This is a genomic window from Corallococcus interemptor, assembly GCF_003668875.1.
GTDB lineage: Bacteria > Myxococcota > Myxococcia > Myxococcales > Myxococcaceae > Corallococcus > Corallococcus interemptor.
Genome location: NZ_RAWM01000043.1, coordinates 37703 through 63475, shown reverse-complemented (window position 1 = coordinate 63475; position 25773 = coordinate 37703). Strand labels below are relative to the sequence as shown.

The following is a 25773-nucleotide window of genomic DNA, read 5'->3' as shown; positions in this document are numbered from 1 at the left end:
GATGGAGCCGTGACACGCGCGACTGGACGCCAGCGGGCCCCGTGCGCCTCAACCCCTCACCGGAAGCACAGGAGCCGAAGCGCATCGGCTGAACCCTTTCACGCGACATCTACCTTGACGCTCACCGAGCCGAAGAGCTTGAGCGAACTGGCGAAGTTCGAAGCGCGGGTGACAAACGAAGTGGAGCGCCTCTTCGGTGTTCCGTGATGAGCAACATCGTTCTGGAGTTCCCTCCCGGTTTCGAGGACTACGCTTGGGAGGTCGAGGCCAAAGGCTGGCTCCCCGGAGTCGTCGCGGTGATTCAGGGACGTCGGTACTCGCTCACCGTGTACGACCCGGCTCGCTTGACCCAGGATGTTGAGGATGCGCTGAAGAGCGGCAGGGTGTTTCTTGAGCGGAATCTCGTGGTCGTCGCTTCCGTCACGCGGGAGCACATCGCGTCCGCCATCCAGCAAATCGTTCAGACAGGCAGGGTCGGCGACCTTCAGTCCGACCAGGGGTAGGCCCTCAGCCTCCGCTCCGCTCACCCCAGCGCTTCTTGAACGTGTCCCGGTGCGCGGCCCACCAGTCGCGCCACTCCTTCACCGCTGCCTCCCTTGCGGCCCGCGGCCCCGCGGGCTGGAAGTGGAGGGCGAACGCCTTGGAATCCTCCGCCATGGCGCGAGTGTTCCCGGTGCAGGCCCCTGGCGCGAGTCCCGCTGGTGGACACTGTTCCCCACCGGGCTTCTAGGGCGCGGGCGGGGCCGCTATGGTCCACCCTCAGCGGAGGACTCGCCCGCCAGGAGCCATGAACTTCGTCTTCATCTCCCCCCACTTCCCCTCCCAGTACTTCCACTTCGCCACCGCGCTGCGCGAGCGCGGCGTGACCGTGCTGGGCATCGGCGACACGCCCTACGAGTCCCTCCGCCCGGAGCTGCGCGAGTCCCTGCGCGAATACTTCTTCGTCCCCAGCCTCAACGACTCGGACGCCCTGCTGCGCGCGACCGGCTACCTCACCTGGCGCCACGGCCGCATCGACCGCATCGAGTCCCTCAACGAATCCTGGCTCGAGGTCGAAGCCCGCCTGCGCGAGGACTTCCACGTCTCCGGCCTCCAGCCCTCGGACATCCTCAAGCTGCGCTCCAAGTCCGGCATGGCCGAGGTCTTCCATGCCTCCGGCGTCCCCCACCCGGACCTGCTGCGCGTGCGCGACGCGGACCAGGTGAAGGCCTTCGCCGCGCGCGTGGGCTACCCGCTGGTGCTCAAGCCCGACGTGGGCGTGGGCGCCGCCCACACGTTCAAGGTCGCCAGTGACGCGGAGGTGGACGCCGCGCTCGCGCACCCGCTGCCCACGTCCTACGTCGCGCAGCCCTTCGTGCGCGGCACCATCGTCACCTACGACGGCATCGTGGACCGCCACGGCGTCATCGTCTTCAACCTCAGCCACGAGTACAGCGACGGCGGCATGGAGACCGTCACCGAACGGCGCGACATCTCCTTCTGGAGCCTCCAGCACATCCCCGCCGCGCTCGACGTGCTGGGCCGCCAGGTCGTCGCCGCGTTCGGCCTGCGCGAGCGCTGGTTCCACCTGGAGTTCTTCCGCCTGCCGGATGGCCGCTTCGTCGTGCTGGAGGCCAACCTCCGCCCGCCCGGTGGCTTCATGACGGACATGATGAACTACACGTGCGACATCGACGTGTACCGGCTCTATGCGCGCGTCGTGACCGGCGACCCGGTGGCGGACTTCCAGTACATCCCGCGCCACCACGTCTGCCACAGCGCCCGGCGGCACGGCCGGCGCTACAAGCACTCGCACGCGCAGATCGTCGAACGGCTGGGCAAGTCATTGCTCCTGCACCGCGAGCTGCCGCCCATCTACCACTCGCTGCTGGGTGAAGAGATGTACCTCACGCGCCACCCGGACCTGGAGTCCATGCGGGACGCGGTGCGCTTCATCCAGGCGACGTGAGTCTTACGGCTCCTGGATCCAGGTGAGCGCGTACTCGCTGCGCTCGCCGTCGTCGAACAGCTTCGTCACGCAAGGCGCCTTCGCGCCGCCCACGGCCAGCAGGGCCTCCAGCAGGGCCTCCACGTAGCCGGGCCCCTTGAGGCTGGAGTTGAAGTGCAGCTCGAAGTGCGCGGGGCCGCGCTCCACCAGCTTCACCTCCGTGTAGTTGTCCGTGCCGCGCAGGACTTCCGGCATCCGCTGCACCACGCGCCGGGGACCCAGCACGCGCATCACGCCCATCACCGCGCGCCCCAGCAGCGTGGCGCCGTAGCCCTCCACGTGCGCCCGGGCGAGCCGGGCGTAGCCCTCCACCTTGGGCATGCCCGGGTAGACCTCCTCGACGACGATCTCCAGGCAGCGCGCCCAGAGCGGCACGGGGTAGAGCGGCAACAGCGGCCGGTCCAGGTCCACGCCCGCCTGGCGCAGCCGTTCACGCAGGCGGGGGGACACCTGGCCCTTCAGACCATGTTGGAGCAGGCCTTCCACGACCTGCACGTAGACCTGCCGCTGTTCGGGCGGCACCGAGCGGGGCCGGCGCGTCACGAGAAGACGCTCACCCGAGCAGCCACTGCATCGCGCCCGGCAGCCGGCGCTGCCAGTCCTTCTCGTGGTGCTCGCCGCCGGGCTCCAGCACGAGCGACACCTCATGGTCGCCGTAGCCCAGGCCCTTGAGGTGGCGGAAGAATTCGCGCGTGCCCCGGCCGTAGTCCAGGGGGATGCCGCCCGCGTGGATGAACTCGGTGTCGCCCGCGTCCAGGTAGATGCGGGACCAGCGGTGGCTGTGCTCGCGCCACGCGTCGAACAGGCGGCCCTGGCTCCACATCACCGTGGGCGACAGCGCGCCGATGCGACCGAACACCTGCGGGAACCTCCATCCCAGATACAGCGAGATGAGGCCGCCCAGCGAAGAACCCATCACGCCGGTCCACTCGCTGCCCTGGCGCGTGCGGTACGTCCGGTCGATGTAGGGCTTCAGCTCCTCCACGAGGAAGCGCCCGTAGGCCTCGCCGCGCGCGGACACGCCGTTGCGCGGCTCGTCCCACGGCGAGTACTCCTGGAAGCGCCCGGGGCCCGAGTCCACCGCGACGATGATCCACGGCTCCATCCGCCCCGCCTGGACGTTCTCCTCCGCGACGCGGTTGGCGCACCACGTGTCGAAGACGGCGGACTCCGGATGCGCGAAGACGTTCTGCCCGTCGTGCATGTAGAGCACCGGGAAGCGGTGGTCCTGCCAGGCGTCGTAGGTGTCCGGCGTGTAGATGCGGACGGTGCGGTTGAACCCCTCCTGCGGAGAGGGGAAGTGGCGAAGGATGTGGACGTAGCCCATGCGCTGTTTCTGGGGCCGGACGGCTCCGGCCTCGCGAAGATGTCACCGCAGCATAGCCGCACCGGCCCACGCCCACGTGGAGGCTCGTGGGCCGCCGTCCCTGGCCTGGACGCCGGGTCCGGGGAAGGGATGGACCGCGCGTCGTTCCTTCTCTGTAGGGAAGGGTGGTCCCGCTCGTGCAGAGGGCCCGCCGCGTGCGTTCCGTCCTCGTCTGCGTGTGGCTGTTCCTGCTGGGGGTGCCCTTCCTTGGGTTCGCCGCGTCCTATGAGGTCGACCCCGAGGACACGGGGGAGCAGGCGCTGCTCGCGCTGAGGGAGGACGGGGCCATCACGGCTCAGACGCTGTCGGCGCTGCTGGTGCTGCGGCGCTCGGGGGTGGACCCGGCGCATGCGTCGCGCGCCGCGCTCTATGCGCTGCCGGGACTGACGTACGCGCGCGTGGACGGGGGGCTCACGCCAGAGGAGAGGAAACGGTTGGCGCCCTTCCTGACGTCGGCGCCAGAGCGGGTGACAGGGGATGCGCGGCTGCTGACGGCGTTCGCCGCGTCGGATCCGGTGCTGCCGCCGCTGGCGCTCCAGGTGCGCGTCGCGGGACCGGAGGGCTGGAGAGTGGGGCTGCTCACGTCACTGACGCGAAGGCGGCTGGGCGCGGTGCACCGGGACGTGAACCGGCGGGCGCTGGTGGCGGAGGCGCCTGGCGTGTCCGTGGCCGTGCCCAAGTTCCACGGTCAGTGGTCAGGCGAGCGGGCTTCGGTGCTGGTGGGCTCGTACCGGCTGGGCTTTGGACAGCGCCTCACGTTGGACACCACCGGGCTGCCCACGCCGGACGGCTTCCTGCCCGACGACGCCGTGCGCGCGCCGGGCGGCGTGGAGCGCTGGTGCTTCCTGGGAGAAGGCGCCTGCTCGCCCGAGGAGCGCGACGCGGACGTGACGCCGGACTTCCAGTGGGACGAAGGCTTCCGGGGCGTGGTGGGCACGGTGCGGTCCTCGTCAGGGGTGTCCGTGACGGGCTTCGGCTCGTACCAGTCCCGCTCGCTGCTCTCGCATGCCCTGTGCGAGGGCACGGCGTGCAAGGCGCCAGCGGTGTGGCTCATGGGGACGCCCTCGGGACGCGTGGTGGCTCGCAAGCTGCCTGGTGTGTTCCACGAATGGGCGGGCGGGGGCCACGCGGCGATGGCCTGGGGTTCGCGGGCACAGGTCGGAGTGACGGCCTGGGGCGCGCGGCCGGTGTGGAGCGTGGAGGGCGCGGCGCTCGATTTCCGCTCCACCGCGGGCTACCCGGCGGGCGGTGCGTTCGGCGCGGTGGGCATGGATGGCGCGTGGGGCCTGGGCCCCGTGGACCTCTTCGTGGAGGCGGCGCGCAGTTTCGATGCGAGCGGCGGTGGGCTCGGCGTGCTTCAGCGCACGGTGGTGGCGGGCACGTCGAAGGAGCTGGAGCTGTCGCTGCGGGCCTACGGACGCGGCTTCGCCAATCCCTACACCGGCGCGACTTCCGGCCCGGATGAGCTGGAGGGCTCACGGGCCCGGAATGAAGTGGGCGCGCGCGTGCGCTACGTGCACCGTCTGGAGGGTGTGCTGCGGCTGCGCGGTGAGGTGGATGCCTGGACGCTGCCCTCGGATGGCGCGGAGGTGGGCAGCGCCGGCACGGTGAACATGCGGGCCTCGGCGCGAGTGGACTGGCGCGCGCATGCGCTGTTCCAACCGTCGCTGTGGGCCGAGTACCGGGACAAGGACGTCGGCACTGCGGGGGACTGTTTCGATGGCCCCTGTTCAGGGTCGCTCCTGCGCCTCACGGCCCGGGTGAAGGCGGAGCTTCACGATGCGGTGTCCGTGTCCGCGCAGTACGCGCATGCCCGCGTGGATGATCCGGTGAACCGGGGCGTGCGTGAGGACGCGCACGCGGTGGTGGAGACGCAGGTGCGGCCTTGCGACGCCGTGAGGCTGCGGGGCCGCGCCGTGTGGAAGGACGAAGACCTGTCGACGCGCAACCGGCTGGAGCAGTCCTTCCGCGCCTCGCTCGATGCGAGCTGGACGGCGGACGCCGTGACGACCCGAGGCCGCTACGCGTGGGTCGTGGACTTGAAGGACGCGCGAGGTGCCCGGACGCCGCCGGATGCGCCCCGGCACCTGTTCGCGCTGGAAGTGGAGACGCGGTTCTGAAGGGAGCGGAGTGTGGTGGCTCGGGCAGTGTGGGGATGGGGCGTGAGGTTGGGATTGGGATGGGTGCTGGGGTGGATGGCGGCGTGTGGACTGCCCACAGGGGAGGAGGAACCCGCGGCCTGTGAGGCCTTGCTGCCGGGGGACCTGGTCATCACGGAGTACCTCAACGACCCCGCGGGCGCGGACACGGGTAAGGAGTACGTGGAGCTGCACAACCCGACCGGGGAGACCGTGGACCTGCTGGGCGTCACGCTCTTCACCGCGCGCGATGAAGCCGCGCAGGAGCGGGTCTACACGTTCACCACGGGCCTGCCGGTGGACGCGGGGACCTACGTCGTGCTGGGCGACGTGCGCGAGGGTGCACTGCCCGAGCACGTGGACCAGACCTATGGCGATGCGCTCGGCGCGCTGGGGAACAGCGCGGGGCTGCTGGGCCTGCGGTGTGGAACGCGGGTGCTCGACACGGTGGTGCTGGAAGCGCCCGCGAAGTCAGGCCTGGCCCGGACCCGTGACGGCCTGTCGCGCTGGTGCGATGCACCGGGAAGCCCGGGCGCCGCGAACGCACCGTGCCCCGTACTGACAGACGGTGGAGTGACGTGCCTGCCACCGGGCGCGGACTCTCCGCGCGAGGTCCAGCCCCCACGTCCTGGCGAGCTGATCATCACCGAGGTGATGGCCAACCCGCACGGCGATGACACGGTGGGCGAGTGGATTGAAGTCCGCGCCACCGTGCCCGTGGACCTCAACGGGCTGACGGTGGGAACGGACACGTCTGGCACACGCCTGGAGTCCGAGCGCTGTCTGTCCCTGGCCGCTGGAGAGTCCGCACTGTTCGCTCGCAGGCGGGAGCCGGAGGTGAACGGCGGCCTGCCGGAGCCGCTGGCCACGTTCTCCGCGGACCTGCGCAACGCGGGCGGTGTGGTTGCCATCCGAGCAGGGAGCGTGCTCATCGACAGCGCGCTGTATGGCCCGGCCCAGGACGGCGTGGCCACCCAGGTGTCCGCCGATGCGAAGGGCAACGCCTGGTGCGCGGCCACGGAGGCCTACGGTGACAAGGGCAACCTGGGCACACCGGGACGCGCCAACCGCGTTTGCACCGGGACCGACGCGGGCACGGCGCGGACAGGGTGTATCGATCGGACGACGGGCCAGTCCCGCGCGCCCCGCGTTCCCACAGTGGGCTCCCTGGTGCTCACCGAGTTCATGGCGGACCCCGCCGCCGTCCCGGATGCGCAGGGCGAATGGGTGGAGCTGCTCGCGCTGCGCGAGGTGGACCTCAACGGGGTGACGCTCGCCAACGAAGCGGGCAGCTCCGCCCTGGAGTCCCCGCTGTGCCTGTCGATGAAGGCCGGGAGCTTCGCGGTCCTCGCGCGCGTCGAAGACGCTTCGCTCAACGGTGGGCTGCCCTCGGTGCTCGGCACCTTCGCGTTCGGCCTGGGCAACGGCGCGGGCGCCCATGTCCTCAAGCTGTCCGCGCAGGGAACCGTCCTGGACTCCGTGGCCTTCACGGACGCGGCGAAGCCCGGGGTGTCTTCGCAGCTGGACGCCCGGGTGCGGGACGCCACCGGCAACGACGCGGCCGGGGCCTTCTGTTCCACGCCCCCGGGGCTGACCTACGGCGCGGGCGACCGGGGCACGCCGGGCCGGGAGAACCGGACGTGCGCGCCATGAGGACACAGGTCCTGGGATGGCTGTGGCTGCTCACCGTCCTGTCCGCCTGTGGCGGCGGGGAAGGGGAGTGCGGCCCGAGCACGGGCGTGGTGACGAAGGTCATCGACGGAGACACCGTCGTGCTCCAGGACGGCGAGCGGATCCGCTACCTGCTGGCCGACACCCCGGAGACGACGAAGGGCCACGACGACTGCTTCGGCGAGGAGGCCGCGGCGTTCAACCGCTCGCTCGTGGAGGGCCGCGCGGTGCGGCTGCGGGATGGAGAGGCGTGCACGGACCGCTACGGGCGGCGGCTCGCCTATGTGTCCGTGGACGGCGAGGACGTGAACGCGCTGCTCGTGCAGCGCGGCTACGCGTGCACGCTGTTCATCCCACCGGCCGGAGCCTCCCGGCGCGGCGAGTTCGAGGCCCTGGAGCTGGAGGCCCGGCGCGCACGCCGGGGCCTGTGGGGGCGCTGCCCGGCGCCGTGTCCCAGGGGCCGGCGCCCGGCGGCGTCCACCCTACGGCAGCGTGTCCATCACCGCCCGGGCCAGCTCCGACTCCAGCGGCCACGCAGCGGGGCGGCGCGACGTGGTGAGGCCCAGCGTGCCCTCCGAGAGCCGCGCCCCGAACGCGTCCCCCACGGACAGCTTCACCTTGCGCACCCGCTCCCGGAGCACGTCGCCCACGTCGGGCGTCGAGGCCAGCCTGGCCAGCACCTTGCCGGTGCGCTCGACGAGCCACGCCAGGGGCTGGATGTTGGCCTCGGACTCCAGCTCGTCGGCCGAGCCGAGCTCCACCGCGACCTTCGAGCCCCAGGCGCTGGACAGCGTGTCGGCCAGCGCGGGCAGGTGCCGGCGCAGGTGCATGGGCGAGGACTCGGGCATCGACTTCGCGGGCGTGTCCAGCACCGTGGCCTCGTGCAGCGTGAGCGCTTCAATGACGCCGTCCGGAACGAACGTCACGTCCAGGCCCTCCCCGTGCGAACCGTAGCCTCCGGAGGTGATGAGCAGCACGCCGCGCCCCTGGCGGAACTCGCCGTACTCCCGGATGAGCCCCGTCACCTCGCGCCCGCTGCGCAGGTACAGCGTCACCTGCGGCAGGTTCAGCGGCAGGCCCTCGTTGCGGCGGCGCATGAGGATGCTCATCGCCTCCAGCACCTCCCAGACGCTGCGCACGTTGCCCCGGGCCAGCGACTCCAGCGGATCCACCATGGGGGGCGTGCTCATGACCGGCCCTCCGCCGCCAGGGCTTGTCCCTGGGTCCACGTCCCCGGGGGCACCAGCCCCGTCGTCCGCGTGCCCTGTCCGCCGGTGCTGCGTTCCGCGAATGCCATGGCCTGCTGCCTCCCGTGTGCTGGAGGGACAGTTTCCCCCAGGTCCCTGACGGGACCCATCGGTTCACGGAGGCCTCCCATGGCCGCCCGCCATGTCCCCGGGTTCCATCCCAGAGGTGGACAATCCACCGCTCCCCCTCCCGCAGGCCCCATCCATATCGCGGCGCGTAATGGGCATCTTCCCTCCACTCCGGACACGTCCAGGAAGCAGGGTTACCTTGACGCTCACTCTTCCCACAGCAGGCGGCCTGCCTTGTCCGGCCCGTACCCTCGGGGCGCGGGCATGAACCCGGTCGCGTCCACGACGGACTCGCTCGCGGACCTGATGGAGGCGCGGCGCGAGGACATCCTCCGGCGCTGGGGCGCCCGGCTGGAGCCCGGCATGTCCGCGGAGCTCCAGGGCCGGCTGGAGGGGATGCTCAAGCTGGTGGACGCCCTCGTGCTCGTCCTGCGTCAGGGGGGCGTGGAGACGTGGTCCGCCGGGGCGGTGTGGGCCCATGCCCGGGAGATTGGACTGCGGCGCTTCCAGGCCGGCGCCCGGGTGGAGACGCTGGTGGAGGAGTACGGCCTCTTGCGCGAGGCCATCCTGGAGGTGCTGGATGCGTCCCACCGGCCGCTCGGCTTGGATGAGCTGCGCATGCTGTGGCGCGCGCTGGACCGGAGCCTGACGGAGGCCGTGGCCCACTACGTCCAGGAGCATGAGCAGGCGATGCGCTCGCGGGAGCGGCGGCTGCAGGAGATCCTCGACCACGCCCCGGCCGCCATCTACGCGAAGGACGGGGCCGGGCGGTACCTCTTCGTCAACCACCCGTTCGAGACCATCTCCGGCCACGAGCGCGCGTCGGTGCTGGGGCGCTCGGACCTGGAGCTGTTCCCCCGGGAGACGGCGGAGCGCTTCCGCCACAACGACCGCCGGGTGCTCAACGCGAAGGCGCCGCTCGTCTTCGACGAGGAGGTGCTCCAGCCCGACGGGGTGCACCTCTACCACACGATGAAGTTCCCCCTGCCCGGCGTGGTGCAGGGCGAGTCGTGGGCCCTGTGCGGCGTGTCCACGGACATCACCACCACGCGCGTGCTGCGCCAGGAGCGCGACGAGGCCCGCGAGCAGCTCCAGCGCGTGCTCACGCAATTGCCTGTCGTGCTGTGGGCCTTCGACGCGCAGGGCGTGTTCACCCTCTTCGAGGGTGAGGGTGTGACGTCCACGAGCGTGCCCTCGCGGGTGATGCGCGGACGGTCCGTCTTCGACGTGTTCCGGAACCGGCGCGACGTGCTGGAGGTCATCCTGCGCGCCCTGGCCGGCGAGCCGATGTCCACCGAGCTGTACCTCATGGGCGTCTGGTTCGAGGTCCGCCTCCTGCCGGTGTTCGACGCGGGCGGCCGGGTGGTGAGCGTGTCCGGCGTGTCGCTGGACATCACCGAGCGGCGCCGGGCGGAGCAGGAGCTGCGGGCGTCGGAGACGCGCTACCGCCTGGCCACCCAGGCCACCCGCGACGTCATCTGGGACTGGGACCTGGTGACGGATGAAATCCACTGGAGCGAGCTGGCGCCGCGCATGCTCCGGATGGATACGTCCCAGGGGCCGCCCGTCATGGACATGGCGTGGTGGATGGACAGCGTGCACCCCGACGATCGCGAGCGGGTGAGGCGGGAGCTGCAGGAGGCGCTCGACAGCCGCGAGGGCCACTGGGTGGCCGAGTACCGGCTGCGCCGGGGCGACGGGACGTGGGCCTTTCTCGAGGACCGGGGCCGCGTGGTGAAGGACCTCCAGGGCCGCCCCGTGCGCATGGTGGGCGCCATGCAGGACGTCACCCAGCGGCATGAGGCGGAGGCCGAGGCCAGGCGCCGCGCGGAGTTCGAACAGCTGCTCATCGGCATCGTGGGCCACGACCTGCGCAACCCCATCTCCGCCATCACCATGGCCGCCACGTCGCTGGCGAAGCGCGAGGACGCCGACCCGCGCGAGAAGAAGGCCGTGGCCCGCATCCTCTCCAGCGCCGAGCGCGCGCGCCGCATGCTGCGCGACGTGCTGGACTTCACCCAGGCCCGGCTGGGCGGCGGCATCCCCATGGATCCGCGCGAGGTGGACCTGCTGGACCTGGTGCGCCAGGTGATGGACGAGGTGCAGCAGGCCCACCCGGACCGGCGCCTGGAGGTGGACGGGCGGGGAGAGACCCGGCTGCGGTGCGACCCGGACCGGCTGGCGCAGGTCATCACCAACCTGGTGAACAACGCGCTCGCCTACGGAGACGCCTTCTGCCCGGTGCGCGTGCGGCTGCGCGGCCAGCCGGGCGCGGTGACGCTCGCGGTGAAGAACCAGGGCCCCCCCATTCCCCCGCAGCTGCTGCCGCACCTGTTCGAGCCCCTCAAGCGCGCCGAGGCCCGCGAGGGCAACCACCGCGCCGCCCACGGGCTGGGGCTGGGGCTCTTCATCGTGAAGCACATCGTGGATGCGCACGGGGGCCGGATGCGCGTGCGCTCCACCGTCCAGGACGGCACCACCTTCCTCATCCATCTGCCGCGCCGCCCGCCCGCCAGGGACTGAAGCGGCGGCCCTCCGGGGCGCGCTTGCCCTGGCGGGACGGCACGGGTAGCAAGGGGGCTCCGGCGGCGGGGGGCCCCGCCCTTGCCGGAAGGAGAGCGGAGCGGCGCCATGAACAAGAAGTGGATCCTCGGGCTGGGGCTGGGTGCGGCGGGGCTGCTCGTCGTGGGTGGAGGCCTGGTCGCGACGGGGTTCTGGGCGGACCGCCAGATGGACGGCAGCGGCATGGACACGCTCATGCAGACCCAGGAGCGCGCCCGGAAGACCGCCGAGCTCAACGCCCGCTATCCCTTCCAGCCTCCGGCCCAGGGCCGGGTGATGAAGCTGGACGAGGCGCGGCTGGAGGCCTACCTCGCCGCGCGCGAGGCGACCTTCCCCGCCTACCGGGTGCTGGAGAAGGAGTCCCTGGAGTTCGTCCAGGCGAACGGGCAGGCGCTCGGCAGCGGGGACCGCCGCGCCCGGCTCCGCGCCGCCAACGCCTCCCTGCGCATGATGGGCAAGGCCCAGGCCGCCCTGCTCCAGAACCTGGAGGCGCAGCGCATGTCGCCCCAGGAGTTCCGCCGCATCACCGCCGTGGTGTACCCGCCGCCCCCGCGGGCCACGCCCGACGCGGGCGTGGCGATGGTGTCCTCGCCGTCCGACCCCGCGAACCTCGCGCAGCTGGAGGCGCAGCTGGCCGCCATCACGCCGCGGCTGGAGGACCCGAAGCTGTCGGAGGCCGAGCGGCTGCAGCTGGAGCAGCGCCGCGCCGGGCTGCGCAAGTTCATCACCCAGCTGGAGCTCGCCTCGGGCAAGGACGTGAAGGACGCCAACGCGGCCCTCTTGAAGAAGCACGCGGAGCGCATCGCGAAGGTGGCCAACCCCACCTTCGACGACCTGCTGGCCCGGCCCCTGGAGGCCGCTGGCGGTACCGCGGGCCTGCCTATGCCCTGAAGGCTCAGGCCTCCGCGTGGCCCACGGAGCGCCGGTGGACGAGGCTCGCGCCCACCGCCGCGCCAATCACGGTCACGATGATGGCCACCGACAGGAGCGGCGGGATGTGCACCCACTCCTCCACCACCATCTTCACGCCCGCGAACGTCAGCACCCCCGCCAGACCGTAGTGCAGGTACTTCAGCTGCCCCACGGCCCCGGCGATGACCAGGTAGAGCGCGCGCAGCCCCAGGATGGCGAAGGCGTTGGAGCTGTAGAGGATGAACGTGTCGGTGGTGACGGAGAACGCCGCCGGCACCGAGTCCACCGCGAAGAGGATGTCCGTCACCTCCAGGCCCACGAGCGCCAGGAGCAGCGGCGTGGCCAGCCTGCGGCCCTGGTGCTTGACGACGAAGCGCGGCCCCTCCACCTGGTCCGCCACCGGCAGCTTCCTGGACAGCCACGCCACGACGCGGTTGTCCTCCTGCTTCGACGGGTCCTCGCGGAAGACGCGCCACGCGGTGACGAGCAGGATGGCGCCGAAGACGTAGGACACCCAGCCCCAGCGCTGCAGCGCCGCCGCGCCCACGAAGATGAACAGCGCCCGGAACACCAGCGCGCCGAAGATGCCCAGGAAGAGCACCTCGTGCTGGTAGCGCTGGGGCACGTTCAGGCTGCGGAAGATGACGAGGAAGACGAAGACGTTGTCCAGGCTGAGGCTCTTCTCGATGAGCCACGCCGCCAGGTACTCGTGGCCCGCCGAGCTGCCCAGCGTCACCCACACGAAGCCGCAGAAGGCCAGGCCCAGGCCCACCCACGCCAGGCTCCACAGGATGGCCGCGCGGCGCGACTGCCCCCGCCCGCCCCGGTGCGCCAGCAGGTCCACCACCAGCAGCGCCAGGAGCAGCGCCCAGAAGACGACCCAGGCCCAGGAGGGGGTGCTTTGCATGACCCCTCCAACGTAGGCATTCCCCCGGAGTGCGCGCGGGGAATGTATTCACGCGGAGTCAGATCCTACCCACATCCCTTGAGGCGAGCCCTGAGGTATGGGGTCCGGGTGAGCGTTGTCCTCTTCCCTGCTCAGGATGTGATACTTCCCAGGAAGCCCAGGAACCTCATGATTCTCAACACTCCAAAGGCGGTGCGATGAACACGGTCATCTTCGCTTGTACGCACAACGCGGGTCGCTCGCAGATCGCGGCGGCCTTCTTCAACCTGCTGGCGGACCCTGCGAAGGCGCGCGCCATTTCCGCTGGCACGCAGCCGGCCGAGCGTCTGCATCCCGAGGTGCTCGCCACCATGAAGGAGATGGGCGTGGATCTGGGCGACGCGAAGCCGCAGCGGCTGACCCCGGAGCTGGCGAAGAGCGCGCAGATCCTGGTGACGCTGGGCGGTCTGTCGGACGCGCCGGTGGTGACGGACCAGAAGCGCGAGGACTGGCCCATGGAGGACACGGTGGGCAAGTCCGCGGCGGACGTGGAGAAGATCCGCGACGCGACGGCCGCCATGGTGTCGGACTTCGTGATTCGCCACGGCTGGGAGCGCCCGCAGTAGCGAGCGGGTGCGGGAAGCAGGGCCCTTCCAGACGCGTGACCGTGGGTGTCCGGGCCTCCCAGGCGGACGGACGGAGCGCGCGAAGAGGGGAAGTGAAGGCCGCGACGCGCAGGTGTCGCGGTGGGGGGGCTTCCCGGGCCGGGACTCCGGCGGGGGGGCGGGGTGGCTTGAAAACGGGTAGGGGCTTGCCGCACGCTGTGTCCCATCGCGGACACTCTGGTTCGCGCGCTCCACTTCCAGGTTCCCAGGCTCCCCAATGCTCTCCGTCCTTCTCGCCGGGCTGCTGACGCAGACGGCGCCGCAGGTCTCCGCCCGCCAGCAGGGAGTGCCCATTGGCCGGGGCACCACGGTTCCCAAGGTGGTGTTGAGCGCGCCGTCCGGCGGTTGGACGGTGGACCGGATGCTCCAGATTGAGGGCACGGTGAGCGACGCCACGGTGGATCCGGTGGTGGTGTCCATCAACGGCGACCGCTACCTGATGCGCACGCAGGGCGGGCGCTTCAGCCGCAAGTTCCCCGCGGCCAGCGGCAAGAACGTCGTGACGGTGATGGCCACCAACAAGGGCGGCACGGCGCGCGCGCAGGCGACGAGCTACGCGCAGGTGCCCCCGGTGCCGCTCAAGGCCATCCTCACGAGCGACACGGACGGCGTCTACACGGACCTGCACATCTACGAGCCCACGGACGCGAGCAGCGCGGGGGACACGCTGGACGTGACGTCCATGGCGCACGTGTACTGGGCGAACACGGAGAGCCCGTCCGGCGGCACGTTCTTCCTCAACGAGCAGGGCGGCGACTTCGACCAGCCGGCGTACGGCCCGTACCTCTACATCCACCGCGCGCCGCCCCAGGGCGTGTACCTGGTGGCGACGAACTACTGGCCCAGCGGGGACAAGGCGCACACCGTGGCCACGCTCAACCTGGCGCTCTTCGAGGGCACGCCGGGAGAGGTCCGCCGCCGCGTGCGCATCCCGCTGGCGACGCCGGGCACGACGCGCGTGCTCGCGTGGGTGAACATCCTGGGGGACGGGAAGGCGGAGGTGTACGTGCCCTCCGCGGATCCGAAGCCGAAGGGGGAGGGCTGGCCCACGAACCTGGAGGAGGCCGTGAAGGAGCTCCAGAAGAACGGCGACGGCGGCGGAGACGAGGGCTACTGAAGCGCCGAAGCCATGCGCGCCCTGATGCTCACGCTGTTGCTGAACGCCGCGCCCGCTTCGTCTGGGAAGGCCCCGGCGCGCGAAGCCGCGGCCCTCGCCCCGGAGCCTGTCGCCGCTGAAACGCGCGCGCGGCTGCTGCGCCGGGAGGTCGCGCAGGTGGCGCTCGCGCAGGTGAAGGCTCCGGATTCAGCATGGCAGCCGGCGCAGCGTGACTGCGCGGGCCTCATCCGCTACGCGTACCGCGCGGCGTACCGGCGCGTGGCCTCTGAGCGGCTCGCCTCCCCGCTGTGGCGGGACGCGCGCGGCAATCCCTCCGACTTCGCGGACGCGGAGACGTTGATCAGCCGCAGCTTCACCCCCCTGGGCCGGGGCGCGGACGCGCGCGAGCAGCTTCGCACCGGGGACGTGGTGGCCTTCCGCCAGGAGCACGACGCGGGCCCCGTCTTCCACCTGATGCTCGTGGTGCGCCCGGAGGACCGGGCCCACGCCCCCGCGCGCGTCGTCTACCACCCCGGTGAGGCTGGAGCGCGCGTGCGCACCGGCGTCCTGGACTCCCTCGCCACCGAGGCGCCGCTGGAGTGGCGCCCCGTGCCGGCCAACGCCGCCTTCCTCGGCTTCTTCCGCTTCAAGGAGTGGATGTCATGACGTCTCCCGTGAGCCCGCCGCCCCCCGCTGGAGGCGGAGGCAAGGGCCCCTCGTCCGCCGTGCGCATCGCGCTCATCGGCGCCATCGTCGTGGGCGTGGGCGTGGGGGCCTTCGTCATCGGCCGCAAGAGCGGCGGCGGCGGAAGCTCCGGCCCCGCCTTCTCCTCCGGTGAGCCCAAGGGCCCGCCCACCGCGGGCGCCACCGTGGAGGGCATGCCGGAGGTGTCCTCCGAGCCCACGAAGATGGAGGTGCCCGGCGCCGCGGCGCTGCCCGCCGTCTGGGTGGACGTGCACTCGCCCGCGAAGGTGCGCGACGCGCTGGCGCGCAACGCGTGGCTGAAGTCGCAGTGGGAGAAGCCGCTGGGCCAGGGCTTCGCGAGCGGCTGGGCCGCGTTCCTGGGCTCCACCGGCACGGACCTCAAGGCGTCCTTCAAGGGCGCGGTGCTGGACGTCGTCGTCGGGCAGCTGCTCGACACGCCGTTCCGCACGGTGTGGTTCACCGGCGACGCGCGCGTGGGCACGCCCGCGCTCCTCGTCCCCAAGGCGAACAAGACGTCCCAGGCGGCGTGGGACGCGCTGGACTCCGTGGCGAAGCGCGGCGGGATGGTCGCGGACGGCTGCCCCTCCGGCATGGGGGAGAAGGTGCCGGACGGCGGCTTCCAGCTGTCGCGCTGGCTCGTCGCCGAGCAGACGGTGTGGGCCGCGCGCACGGCGGACCGGCTGGTGCTGTCGCGCCACCCGGTGGTGGTGCTCCAGGCGCTGTGCTCGCCGCTGCCGGAGCTGGAGGCGGATGACGGCGCGGACGTGGAGGTGGGCTTCGACGCGAACGCCTACGGCCGCGAGGCGCAGCTCTTCACCCACGTGCTGGGGCTGGGCGAGGACACGCGGCTGCAGCTGCGCGTGGACGGCGACCGGCTGGTGGCGAAGGGCATCGCCGGGAAGGTCAGCGGGACGTCCGTCACCACCGGCAAGCCCCTCTCCGACGACCTGCTCAAGCTGGTGCCCGAGGACACGCCGGTGCTGTTCGCGTTCCGGTTCATGCTGCCGGAGTCGCTGGAGCCCGCGCAGCTCAAGGCCTTCTGGAAGGGCGAGAGCCGGGCCCCGCTGCGCGAGCGCCAGGTGGCCCTGGCGTGGACGCCGCGCGGCAGCACGTCCCTGGCGCCGGAGCTGGCCCTGCTGTGGGGCGACGAGAAGGACGCGGAGGGGCTGTCCGCGCTGTTCTCCGGCGGCGCGCGGACGCTGGTGAGCGCGACGCTGTGCAAGCACGTGGTGCTGGCCACGAGCCCGCAGGAGGTCGAGCGGCTCAAGAAGGCGTGCGAAGGCAGCGCGCCCAACATGCTCAACGCCGCGGGCCCGGTGGTGGCGGGGCTGCGCGCGCCCTCCACGGTGATGCTGGGCGTCAACCTGGGACGGCTGCTCAGCGGGCTGGCCATGGACGGCTACACGTCCGAGGCGCGCGTGGACCGCGCGTCGCCCATGCCCAAGGCGCTGCCTCCTGAAATCGAAGCGGCCCGCCGCGACCTGGAGGCCCTGCCGTACCTGGGCTTCCGTGGCAACGCGCAGGGCTACGTCATGGCGTCGGAAGGATTTGGGACATGAAGACCTCCGTTCGTTTCGCGGCGCTGGCCGCGCTCCTGCTGTCCGGCGTGGCGCTGGCCAAGCCGCTCTACATCACCGTCCCCCGCTCCTACGGCAGCAGTGAGCCGGTGGCCGTGGACGTCGCCTTCGAGGACAAGGGCCCCGTCGAGCTGCGCGTGCTCCAGCCCGCGAACCTGGACGCGTTCATCCGCGCGCAGGGCGACCTGCGGCGCGCGTACGAGACGCCGCCCACGCTGCTCAACCCGGGCCGCGGCCTGAGCCGGGGCCTCAACGCGGTGAGCTCGCCGGGCCTCGTGCTGATGGAGGCGCTGTCGCCCGACTTCCGCCAGGAGGTGGGGACGTCCCTGCCGAAGCCGCCGCAGTCGTCGTCGTCCGGCGAGCCGCTGGCGAAGGTGGCCGAAGGGCCGGAGAAGCTGGTGGGCACGCCGCCGGGCTTCTCCGTGGTGCGCAGCCAGTGGCTCAACCTGGACCTGGGCGGCGCGAACCGGGACTTCAACGTGCCGGGCTTCGACACGGGCGACAGCAGCAGCGGCTTCCAGGAGCGCCGCGTGCTGCTCGCTCCGCTGCCCCCGGGCACCTACGTGCTCCAGCTGGTGCAGGGCCGGGTGGAGGGGCAGGTGGTGCTCGTCGTCAGCGACGTCACCGTGCAGCTCAAGCAGACGGATGGCCAGGTGCTGGTGCGCGTGGCGGGGCGCGACCAGCAGCCGCGCGCGGGGGCTCGGGTGCAGGTGTACCTGCCCACGGGCAAGGGCCCCTCGGGCACCACGGACGACAAGGGCGAGGTGACGCTGGCGGTGACGGAGCCGCGCATCATCGCGACGGTGACGGCCGGCAAGGACACGGCCATCGTGGACACGGACTTCTACTCCGCGCTGGCGGTGGCGCCGGACGTGTTCATCTACAGCGACCGGCCCATCTACAAGCCGGGCAACGAGGTGAAGTTCCGCGGCCTCGTGCGCCAGCCGGACACGTTCCTCGCGCGGCTCTTCACGCCGAAGAAGCGCGACGTGCGCGTGAAGCTGGTGTCGCAGGAGGGCCGTGAAATCGTCACCCGCGCGGCGGTGGACGAGTTCGGCGCGTTCAACGGCACGCTGAAGGTGCCGGAGGACCTGGGCACGGGCGTGCTGCGCATCGAGGCGGACCTGGACGAGCACCCCCACCAGGGCGAGGCGCGCGTGCAGGACTACGTGAAGCCCACGTTCTACCTGGAGGTGCAGCCGAAGTCGGAGACGGTGGTGCCCGGCCAGACGGTGAGCGTGACGGTGCGCGCGCGCCGCTACGCGGGCGGCGTGCCCAAGGGCGCGAAGTACGAGGTGTTCCTCTACCGCTCCCTGCTGGACGCGCCCGCGTGGGTGGACGACTCCGGCCGCGGCGGCCAGGGCAGCGCGGTGACGTACGGCACGGCCTCCAGCAACGAGGGCAAGCTGAGCGTGCCGGAGCGGCTGTACTCCTCCGTCGCGGAGCGTCAGGCCACGGACGACCCGTGGTCTTCCGCCAGTGAGTTCAACGCGGAGGGCGAGGCCGAGGTGGAGGTCGCCGTGCCCGCGCTCGCCGCGGGTGAGGACCGGCTGCCGTACCGCTACAGCCTCACCGTGCGCGCGCGGGATGATCAGGAGACGTTCGCCACCGGCACCGCCGCCTTCTTCCTGTCGAAGGTGGAGGTGCTGGGCGTGGCGCGGTTCTCCGACGCGGTGGTGCAGAAGGGCTCGGAGGCGCAGTTGTCCGTGCGCGCCACCACGCTGTCCGGCAAGGCCTACGGCGTCACCACGGGCGACGTGGACTTCGTGCTGGTCCGCGCGGACGGCAGCGAGAAGACGCTGGGCACGCAGACCTTCACCACGCAGCAGGACGGCACGTCCCGCCAGAAGGTGCCCACCACCGACGTGGGCCGGGTGGTGGCGCGCGTGACGGTGAAGGACAAGAAGGGCGAGACGTGGGAGGGCGAGGAGTCGCTGCTCGTCATCGGCGGCTCGGACGAGCCCGTGGCGCAGGTGCCCAACCTCACGCTCGCGTCGCTGTCCGGCACGCTGGCGCCGGGGGACAGCGCGAAGCTGGTGGCGCTCATGCCGGATGGCTGGGGGCAGGGCGGCAAGGACGCGGGCCCCGTGTGGGTGACGCTGACGGGCGCGGGCCTGTACGGCACCTCCGTGGTGAAGCTCACGGGCCGCACGCTGGTGCATGCGTTCCCGGTGGAGAAGCGCTTCGGCAGCGCGGTGTACGCGTCCGTGGCGTACCCCACGGCGACGGGCCGCTGGGAGGAGCGCACGGTGGCGTTCCGCGTCGTGCCCAGGGAGCGCACGCTCACGGTGTCGCTGCAGCCGCGCCGCGCGGAGGCGCTGCCTTTGACGGAGCAGGCCATCGATGTCCGCGTCACCGACAGCGACGGCAACGGCGTGTCCGCGCAGCTGTCCGTGGGCGTGGTGGACAAGGCCGTCTACGCCATCCAGTCCGAGTTCCGCCCCGGCGTGCTGGACTTCTTCTACCCGCCGGCGCGCGACAACGTGACGAGCTTCTATTCAGCGGAGTTCCAGGGCTACGGCTACGGCGAGCAACTGGCGCGCAAGATGGCGGGGCTGCCCGACCACGCGTTCGCGTCCATCAAGCCGCCCAGCCGCAACGCGAAGGACCTGGAGAAGGACACGGCGCACTGGGACCCGGCCGTGGTGACGGACCGCGACGGGCGCGCGACGGTGCGCTTCACGCTGCCCTCCAACCAGACGCTCTGGGTGGTGACGGCGGTGGCGGCGGACACGTCCGGCCGCTTCGGCGAGGGCACGGCGGAGTTCGCCACGCGCGGTGGGCTGAACGTCTACGCGGCGCTGCCGCAGTTCCTGCGCGAGGGCGACGAGGCGCTCGCGTCCGTGCGGCTGGCCGCGGGTACGAAGTCCAAGGGCAGCCAGGTGCTGGACGTGCGGTTGCAGCCGGGCGGCGCGCTCCAGGCGGACGCGCTCCAGCGCAAGGTGGAGCTGGGCGAGGGTGGCGAGCAGGTGGTGCCGGTGACGCTGCACGCGGCGAAGACGGGCCCGGCGCAGCTCACGGTGGACGTGGTGGGCGGCAAGGAGCCGCTGCGGGACCTGAAGCGCTTCGACGTGACGCCCGCCGCCGTGGAGGACGCGGTGCAGGTGAGCGCATGGGGCGGCGGCGCGCTGTCGCTGGAGGCGCCGGAGTCCTCGGCGCTGACGCGCGTGGAGCTGGTGCTCCAGCCGTCCTCGGTGGACGCGGCGCTGAGCAACGTGCGCGAGCTGCTCACGTACCCGTACGGGTGCCTGGAGCAGCTGGTCTCCACGACGGTGCCCAACGTGGCGGTGTACCAGGTGCTCCAGAAGGCGGGCGCGCTGGACAAGCTGGACCCGGACTCGCAGGCGCTCCTGGCGGAGGCGCGCAGCCGCTCCGTGCAGGGCACGGCCCGCATCCTGGGGCTCGCGGTGAAGGGCGGCGGCTTCACGTGGTTTGGCGGCTACAGCGAGCCCAGCCTGCCGCTCACGCTCATCGCGCTGGACGGTCTGGCGTACGCGTCCGAGGCGGGGCTGGTGGACCGCGACGACGCGCGCATCCAGGAGAGCGCGAAGTGGCTGGAGGCGCAGGAGGGCCTGCCGCCGGAGTACGAGGCGACGCGCGCCTACGTGCTGGCGCGGCTTCAGGGCCCGCGTCAGGCGGCGCGGGTGCGCGCGCTGGTGGAGTCCGCGAAGCCGGGGGAGTTGTATCCGCTGGCGCTGGCGGTGCTGGCCGCGGAGAAGGCGGGCGTGATGAAGGAGCCCGGCCTCCAGGAGCGCATCCAGGGGCTGGTGAAGGAGAGCAACGAGGGCTTCGCGAAGCTCGCCGGGCTCAAGGGCGAGGCGCAGACGTCCGAGGCGTTCTACCGCTTCCCGCTGCGGCGCGTGGGCCTCACCGCCATCACCGCGCACGCGGCGTCGTTCGGCACGCTGGACGTCACGCGCGCGCGCAAGCGCATCCTGGAGATGCTGAGCGAGCCGGGCCTGTCCACGTTCGACCGGAGCACGGCGCTGTTGCACTCGCTCTGGCTGGTGGAGCGTGACGCGAAGGCGTTCAAGGGCATGGCGCCTCCGGAGGTGAAGGGCTCCAGCGCGCCGGTGAAGTTCTCACCGCGCGGCATGGGCCTGGTCGCCACGCTGCCGGCGGGGACTCGCACGGTGGACGTGGGCGGCTTCGACGGCGTGGCCACGCTGCGTGCCGCCGCGACGACGCCGCTCAAGGCCGTGCAGCCGCGCGTGAACGGCATGTCCGTGGAGCGCGCGTACTACGTGCTGCGCGAGGGCGGGAAGGTGCGGCTGGAGGCGGGCGCGTCCGTGAACCAGGGCGAGGAGGTCTACGTGGAGCTGACGCTGGACGCGCGCGGGGAGAACCGGGCGCGCTCGGCGTACTACGTGGTGGAGGACGCGGTGCCAGCGGGCTTCGTCCCGCTCCAGGAGGACAAGGTCTTCCGGGGGCCGCCGCACTCGCTGGCGCTGGCTCCGGAGGCGCTGAAGCGCCGGCAGCTGGACCCGTCCCACGCGACGTTCTTCTTCGAGGAGCCGGCGTGGTGGAGCGACAGCCCGCGCACGGTGGGCTACGTGATGCGCGCGCAGTTCGCGGGCACGTTCGCGGCGCCGCCCGCGACCATCGAGGACATGTACTCGGCGCGCATCCGGGGCCGCACGGCGCCGGACGTGTTGAAGGTGGTGCCCTCGAAGACGTCCGTGAGTGACCTGTAGCCCATGGGGTGGGCCGTCGCCGTCGCCGTGGTGTTGTCGGCTTCGCCCACCTTCGTCACGCGGGGGGACGTGACGCCCGAGCAGGACCTGCGCCGCGAGGCCCAGGCCGCCTGGGCGTCGTTGGAGGCGCAGTACACGGCGCAGGCGGGCGGCCTTCCGCGGCGGGCCCCCGCCACCGTGACGCTCCAGAAGGGCACGGCGCTTCCGCCCGAGCGCAACGCGCAGGGACGGCCCGGCCTGGTGGAGCTGCGGCAGAACACGCCCGGCGTGCTGGACGCGAGGACGCGCACGGCGCTGCGGCATGAGCTGGCGCATCAGCTGCTGTGGTGGGCCTGTCCCGCGTCCAGCGAGGACCGGCTCTTTCACGAAGCCTTCGCGCTGACGGTGAGCGGTGAGCTGCCTGCGTGGCGGGACGGTCCCTATCAATCCCTGTCGAGCGCGGCGCAGGCGGTGGCGAACGCCCCCGCGATGGACACGACGCGAGCGAGGAGGGGACTGGCCCGCATCCTGGGAGAGCACACGGGCTTCCCCGCCGCGCTGACGCGCAGGCTGCGCCAGTGTCACGACGGAGCGCGGTGGGCCGCGCCGCTGACGGTGGAGGAGCTGGCGGACGTGGCGGTGCTCGCGCCCGAGGCGGCCACGGTGGTGGTGAGCCGGCACTCAGGGGAGGTGTTGTTCTCGGAGGGAGACGTGCGCCGCGCCGTGCCCTACGGCTCCGCGCTCAAGCCGTTCCTGTACGCGGCGGGAGATGCGCCGCCGCTGCTCGCGCCGCGCAGGGGCGTGCAGGAGTGGGCCTGTGGCGTGGGCCTTCCTCCGAAGGTCGATGCGCGGCTCGCGCTCCTGCGCTCGTGCAACGGCTGGTTCCTGGACTGGGAGGCCACGGGCCTTGCTCCCAAGGCCTTCGGTGTCTGGGGACCGGTGCTGTCCGCGGTGGGGCTCACGGGTCTGCCCTCGGACATGACGGAGGCCATCGGGCTTCGCTCCGCGCATGGGCTTTCTCCGTGGGGCATGGCGCAGGCATACCGGCTGCTCGCGGAGGCCCGGCCGGACGTGCTCGCGCTGCTCACCGGCAACGTGGACGAAGGCACGCTCAGCGGCCTCTCCACGTCGAAGGCGCTCAAGGGCGTCGCCACCAAGACAGGCACGGTGCGCGACGCCGCGAGCCGTCCCCAGCTCGGATGGATCGCCGCCGTGGACGCGGACCTCGTCGCCGTCATCGTGCGCCCGGGCAAGATGCCCCGGCACTTCGTGGATGAGCTCCCCGCGCTCCTCACCCGCGTGCGCCGGCAGGCGGGGCTGGAGGCCGCGCGCGTGCAGGTGCTCGGCCTGCTGCCCTCCGCGACCGTGGAGGCCCGTTGCTCGGGCGCGGGCTTCTCCCTGGAGGACGGCAAACCACGCGCCGCGCCGCCGGACTTCTCGCGCCTGGACGCGCTCACCTCGAAGGGGCCCGCCGTCTGCCTCGGCAGTCCCTGGCGCGTGCGCTTCCCGGACGGCCCCGACGGCGGCCGCGACTACGCGGGCGTCTTCACCTGGTCCACGCCGCCTCCGTACCGCCCTCCACCCGGCGTGCCCACCACGCCCAGCGCGCTCAAGGCCCGGCGTGGATCCGACTTCGTCTTCCGCACCACGCGCGTGCAGTACACCGCCGGCGTCGTCGCCGCCGAGGACGTCACCCTCCAGGGCGAAGCCCGCATCGCGCTGGCCCGCGTCGCCGCGCACAACGAGCGCCACGCCGACTCGCGCCACGCCGGCCGCGCCCTCTGCGACACCACCCACTGCCAGGCCTTCCGGGGCACCGTGCGCATCCGCCCGGAGGAGTCCCGCGCCCTCCAGCTCCCGCCCCTGAAATGGGACGCGTGGCTCACCTTCTCGCAGGGCGGATCCACCCCGTGGAGCGAGGTCCGCCCCCGCTCGGAGGTGGAGGCCCTGCTGGGCACGAACCTCGTCTCGCTGCGCTTCGAGTCCGGCCGCGTGCGCTACCTGCGCACCGAAGGCACCCCCGCCGCCCCTTACGAGGACGCGCGCTCCCTCCCGTGCGACACGCTGCGCGCCGGCCTGAAGCTCCCCTCCTGTCCCCAGCGCGCCTCCTTCGACGGACCCCAGGTCCGCTTCGAGGGCCAGGGCCGGGGCCACGGCGAAGGCCTGGACGTCGAAGCCGCCAAGGCCAGCCCCGGCCTCTCCAGCGACGCCCTCCTGGAGCGCGCTTTCGGAGCCGGGTTCCGCTTTACCCACCCGGGAAACCGTGAAAAACCTGCTGACACGGGCCGCGAGTAACAGCTATTACGGAAGAATACCGTAGCGCTGTTTGGTGCGAGGGGCCCAATGGCGGAGGGAATGAGCGAGGCGGAGGCCACGCGGCGCGCTTTGGAGGCGTTGCCGGAGGGCCTTCGGGTGCGCTGGGTCCAGGAGGGCCGCGGGGCCTGGGTGCTGGGCTGTCAGGACTCCCGGCCGAACCTGCACGCCCCCCGGGGCGAGGACGTGCTCATCCAGGGCGAGCTGTGGCTGCTGGGCGCGCGCTACGTGGAGGGCGCGGTGCCGCGCGGTGCCCTGAGGGTGTGGCTGTTGGAGGGCCCCGTGCGGCACGTGCTGGCCACGCGCGTGGCGGTGGGCGGCGAGGACCTGACGCTGGGGCTGGGGCCTCCGGGGGCGCGGGTGCCCTCCGCGCGCGTGGTGTGTCAGCGCGTGGAGTGGCGGCCGTACTCGGTCGCGAACGCGGCGCCGCTGGCGGCGGCCTTCGTGGACCTGTGGCGCGGCCTGGCCCGGGGCTCGCGGCTGGAGCGGCTGGGGCTGGAGGTGGACGGCACCGTGGAGGGCCGCGCGCGCGTGTCCCCCTTCGTGGAGGTGGAGGCGGACCGCAAGGGCAGCCGGCGGTCCGCGACGCGACACCCGCTGCCTCCCTTCGACGCGCCCTCCGCGGACGTGCTGCGCGACTGCCGCCTGTGGCTGCGCGCCATGGCGCACGCGCTGACCCGCGAGCCGCCCTTCCTGCGCGAGGTGTACCTGCCCTCCCTGTCGTCCGCGGACGGCGAGCCCCTGGCCGCGCTGCTGGAGCGGCGGCTGCGCTGGGCCGAAGGGTGGCTGAGGCCCTCCGCGCTCCTGGAGCTGGAGGTGTCGCGCACGGTGCCCGAGGGCGTTGGCGCCGGGGCCTGCTGGCTCACCGCGCGCTTCGAACAGGCGCAGACGGGCGGGGCGTCCACCACCGTCACGCTGATGGACACGCCGTGCTTCTCCTCGGAGGTGCTGGCGCTGCTGCGCGGCTGGGCCCAGGCCACGGCGCAGGGGCGCGGCGCGGTGGTGCGCGGCCTGCTGCCCGCGGAGTGACTTTGGGCCTCTGCCCCCGAGGGTGGGGCGCTCGGCCAGGCGATGCTGGCACCGGGCTTCCGCGTCCACACCTTGCCCCCGTCAAACGTGCATCCGCGAAGGCGGGGGAGGCAGGGACCATGAGCAAGACGAATTGGAAGACGCGGGCGGTGACGGCGGCGGTGATGACGGGGCTGATGGGCTTCGCGGCCCACGCCCAGGAGGACATGTCCAAGCAGGAAAAGCACGAGAGCAAGCAGGGCAAGGCCGTGGGTGAGGCCGCCGCCAGGCGCGTGCAGTACGTGGGCAAGCTGGCCGTCTTCAACAACCGGCAGATCAAGCTGGCGCGGCTCGCGGAGCAGCAGGCCACGGACCCTCAGGTGAAGCAGTTCGCCACCAAGCTGCGCGAGGACCACGAGAACAGCCAGAGCCAGCTGCGCGACTGGGCCCAGCAGAAGAAGGTGGAGGTCAGCGCGCTCAGCGACAGCAACCAGACGTCCGAGGCGCAGGGCACGGGCGGCTCCGGCGTGCAGGAGGGCTACCAGGAGAAGATGAAGGGCTCCGGCGAGAAGCTGGGCAAGGCCGTCGACGAGACGAACGCGGAGATCACCAAGCTCCAGGCGAAGCAGGGCCCCGAGTTCGACAAGGCCTTCCTGACGCGCATCGCGGAGGACCAGAAGAAGGGCAAGGACATCCTCAAGGAGGGCCGCAAGGAGTACAAGAACGACGCCAGCTTCCTGGCGCTCCTGAGCGACACCGAGCGCACCGTCAGCGGCAACGAGACGCAGGCGAAGGAGCTCGAGAAGCAGATGAAGAAGCAGTAGGGCCCGCGCGTGTGTAGCGCGGTGGGCGTCGGGCCGACGGGCCGGTTGACTCGGCCGGGTCCGGCGCCTAATCC

The 25773-nt window shown here is 72.1% G+C and carries 19 protein-coding genes and 1 pseudogene; 15 read left to right on the top strand and 5 right to left on the bottom strand.

The features are described from left to right. Positions 1–206: 206 nt before the first annotated feature. A complete protein-coding gene (locus tag D7X96_RS17980; RefSeq protein WP_120550592.1) occupies positions 207–503 on the top strand; it encodes a hypothetical protein in 297 nt (98 codons plus the stop codon). A 4-nt stretch (positions 504–507) separates the two neighbouring features. Here the strand turns inward: D7X96_RS17980 and D7X96_RS40005 are convergent, their stop codons facing one another. Continuing rightward, positions 508–657 carry a hypothetical protein gene (locus tag D7X96_RS40005; RefSeq protein ID WP_158626596.1) on the bottom strand — a complete coding sequence of 50 codons (150 nt, stop codon included), beginning with the start codon at positions 655–657 and terminating at the stop codon, positions 508–510. Positions 658–787: 130 nt separating this feature from the next. Here D7X96_RS40005 and D7X96_RS17975 point away from each other — a divergent pair, with 130 nt between their 5' ends. Further along, a complete protein-coding gene (locus D7X96_RS17975) occupies positions 788–1948 on the top strand; it encodes an ATP-grasp domain-containing protein (RefSeq protein WP_120550593.1) in 1161 nt (386 codons plus the stop codon). Between the two features lie 3 nt (positions 1949–1951). Here D7X96_RS17975 and D7X96_RS17970 read toward each other — a convergent pair whose 3' ends face one another. Beyond that, on the bottom strand, positions 1952–2530 hold the full coding sequence (locus tag D7X96_RS17970) for a DUF2378 family protein (protein ID WP_167510853.1): 579 nt from the start codon (positions 2528–2530) through the stop codon (positions 1952–1954). A gap of 10 nt (positions 2531–2540) precedes the next feature. Continuing rightward, positions 2541–3314: an alpha/beta hydrolase gene (locus D7X96_RS17965; protein WP_121770276.1), complete on the bottom strand. Its 774-nt coding sequence runs from the start codon at positions 3312–3314 to the stop codon at positions 2541–2543. 194 nt (positions 3315–3508) lie between these two features. On the opposite strand from D7X96_RS17965, the gene D7X96_RS17960 reads away from it, so the two are divergent. The 3 genes and pseudogenes from D7X96_RS17960 to D7X96_RS17950 form a co-directional block, all read left to right on the top strand. Next, a complete protein-coding gene (locus tag D7X96_RS17960) occupies positions 3509–5473 on the top strand; it encodes a hypothetical protein (protein WP_208647334.1) in 1965 nt (654 codons plus the stop codon). A gap of 42 nt (positions 5474–5515) precedes the next feature. After that, on the top strand, positions 5516–7144 hold the full coding sequence (locus D7X96_RS17955; RefSeq protein ID WP_306449830.1) for a lamin tail domain-containing protein: 1629 nt from the start codon (positions 5516–5518) through the stop codon (positions 7142–7144). Continuing rightward, a pseudogene (locus D7X96_RS17950) lies at positions 7141–7581 on the top strand (thermonuclease family protein); the annotation flags it as partial. The gene D7X96_RS17955 and the pseudogene D7X96_RS17950, both read left to right, overlap by 4 nt. A gap of 63 nt (positions 7582–7644) precedes the next feature. Here D7X96_RS17950 and D7X96_RS40285 read toward each other — a convergent pair. Further along, positions 7645–8352, bottom strand: coding sequence for a hypothetical protein (locus D7X96_RS40285; protein ID WP_167510851.1), 708 nt, complete (start codon positions 8350–8352; stop codon positions 7645–7647). 390 nt (positions 8353–8742) lie between these two features. On the opposite strand from D7X96_RS40285, the gene D7X96_RS17945 reads away from it, so the two are divergent. Together D7X96_RS17945 and D7X96_RS17940 are read left to right on the top strand one after the other, a co-directional pair. Then, positions 8743–11001: a PAS domain-containing sensor histidine kinase gene (locus D7X96_RS17945; protein ID WP_121770281.1), complete on the top strand. Its 2259-nt coding sequence runs from the start codon at positions 8743–8745 to the stop codon at positions 10999–11001. A 108-nt stretch (positions 11002–11109) separates the two neighbouring features. Next, positions 11110–11931 carry a hypothetical protein gene (locus D7X96_RS17940; protein WP_121724828.1) on the top strand — a complete coding sequence of 274 codons (822 nt, stop codon included), beginning with the start codon at positions 11110–11112 and terminating at the stop codon, positions 11929–11931. Between the two features lie 4 nt (positions 11932–11935). On the opposite strand, the gene D7X96_RS17935 is transcribed toward D7X96_RS17940, so the two are convergent. Further along, positions 11936–12859, bottom strand: coding sequence for a TerC/Alx family metal homeostasis membrane protein (locus D7X96_RS17935; RefSeq protein ID WP_121770273.1), 924 nt, complete (start codon positions 12857–12859; stop codon positions 11936–11938). A 197-nt stretch (positions 12860–13056) separates the two neighbouring features. On the opposite strand from D7X96_RS17935, the gene D7X96_RS17930 reads away from it, so the two are divergent. The 8 genes from D7X96_RS17930 (at position 13057) to D7X96_RS17895 (ending at position 25699) form a co-directional block, all read left to right on the top strand. Further along, positions 13057–13464: an arsenate reductase/protein-tyrosine-phosphatase family protein gene (locus D7X96_RS17930; RefSeq protein ID WP_120553188.1), complete on the top strand. Its 408-nt coding sequence runs from the start codon at positions 13057–13059 to the stop codon at positions 13462–13464. A 256-nt stretch (positions 13465–13720) separates the two neighbouring features. Beyond that, entirely contained in the window at positions 13721–14620 is a 900-nt protein-coding gene (locus D7X96_RS17925; RefSeq protein WP_120547262.1) for a DUF2135 domain-containing protein, read from the top strand. A 12-nt stretch (positions 14621–14632) separates the two neighbouring features. After that, a complete protein-coding gene (locus D7X96_RS17920; protein ID WP_120547263.1) occupies positions 14633–15265 on the top strand; it encodes a DUF1175 family protein in 633 nt (210 codons plus the stop codon). Next, on the top strand, positions 15262–16863 hold the full coding sequence (locus D7X96_RS17915) for a hypothetical protein (protein ID WP_167510852.1): 1602 nt from the start codon (positions 15262–15264) through the stop codon (positions 16861–16863). Before D7X96_RS17920 ends, D7X96_RS17915 begins: the two co-directional genes overlap by 4 nt. Continuing rightward, the gene (locus D7X96_RS17910; protein WP_121770271.1) at positions 16860–21575 is read left to right on the top strand and encodes an alpha-2-macroglobulin family protein; all 4716 of its coding nucleotides are present in this window, start codon (positions 16860–16862) and stop codon (positions 21573–21575) included. Before D7X96_RS17915 ends, D7X96_RS17910 begins: the two co-directional genes overlap by 4 nt. Positions 21576–21578: 3 nt before the next feature. Beyond that, entirely contained in the window at positions 21579–23849 is a 2271-nt protein-coding gene (locus D7X96_RS17905; protein WP_121770270.1) for a SpoIID/LytB domain-containing protein, read from the top strand. 60 nt (positions 23850–23909) lie between these two features. Then, on the top strand, positions 23910–24896 hold the full coding sequence (locus tag D7X96_RS17900) for a hypothetical protein (RefSeq protein WP_147468342.1): 987 nt from the start codon (positions 23910–23912) through the stop codon (positions 24894–24896). A 119-nt stretch (positions 24897–25015) separates the two neighbouring features. Further along, on the top strand, positions 25016–25699 hold the full coding sequence (locus D7X96_RS17895) for a DUF4142 domain-containing protein (RefSeq protein WP_120547268.1): 684 nt from the start codon (positions 25016–25018) through the stop codon (positions 25697–25699). Positions 25700–25773 lie beyond the last annotated feature (74 nt).

Coding starts and splice junctions, on each gene's coding strand:
- D7X96_RS17980 (WP_120550592.1), top strand. CDS start 207: ATGAGCAACATCGTTCTGGAGTTCCCTCCCGGTTTCGAGGACTACGCT.
- D7X96_RS40005 (WP_158626596.1), bottom strand. CDS start 657: ATGGCGGAGGATTCCAAGGCGTTCGCCCTCCACTTCCAGCCCGCGGGG.
- D7X96_RS17975 (WP_120550593.1), top strand. CDS start 788: ATGAACTTCGTCTTCATCTCCCCCCACTTCCCCTCCCAGTACTTCCAC.
- D7X96_RS17965 (WP_121770276.1), bottom strand. CDS start 3,314: ATGGGCTACGTCCACATCCTTCGCCACTTCCCCTCTCCGCAGGAGGGG.
- D7X96_RS40285 (WP_167510851.1), bottom strand. CDS start 8,352: ATGAGCACGCCCCCCATGGTGGATCCGCTGGAGTCGCTGGCCCGGGGC.
- D7X96_RS17945 (WP_121770281.1), top strand. CDS start 8,743: ATGAACCCGGTCGCGTCCACGACGGACTCGCTCGCGGACCTGATGGAG.
- D7X96_RS17940 (WP_121724828.1), top strand. CDS start 11,110: ATGAACAAGAAGTGGATCCTCGGGCTGGGGCTGGGTGCGGCGGGGCTG.
- D7X96_RS17935 (WP_121770273.1), bottom strand. CDS start 12,859: ATGCAAAGCACCCCCTCCTGGGCCTGGGTCGTCTTCTGGGCGCTGCTC.
- D7X96_RS17930 (WP_120553188.1), top strand. CDS start 13,057: ATGAACACGGTCATCTTCGCTTGTACGCACAACGCGGGTCGCTCGCAG.
- D7X96_RS17925 (WP_120547262.1), top strand. CDS start 13,721: ATGCTCTCCGTCCTTCTCGCCGGGCTGCTGACGCAGACGGCGCCGCAG.
- D7X96_RS17920 (WP_120547263.1), top strand. CDS start 14,633: ATGCGCGCCCTGATGCTCACGCTGTTGCTGAACGCCGCGCCCGCTTCG.
- D7X96_RS17915 (WP_167510852.1), top strand. CDS start 15,262: ATGACGTCTCCCGTGAGCCCGCCGCCCCCCGCTGGAGGCGGAGGCAAG.
- D7X96_RS17910 (WP_121770271.1), top strand. CDS start 16,860: ATGAAGACCTCCGTTCGTTTCGCGGCGCTGGCCGCGCTCCTGCTGTCC.
- D7X96_RS17905 (WP_121770270.1), top strand. CDS start 21,579: ATGGGGTGGGCCGTCGCCGTCGCCGTGGTGTTGTCGGCTTCGCCCACC.
- D7X96_RS17900 (WP_147468342.1), top strand. CDS start 23,910: ATGAGCGAGGCGGAGGCCACGCGGCGCGCTTTGGAGGCGTTGCCGGAG.
- D7X96_RS17895 (WP_120547268.1), top strand. CDS start 25,016: ATGAGCAAGACGAATTGGAAGACGCGGGCGGTGACGGCGGCGGTGATG.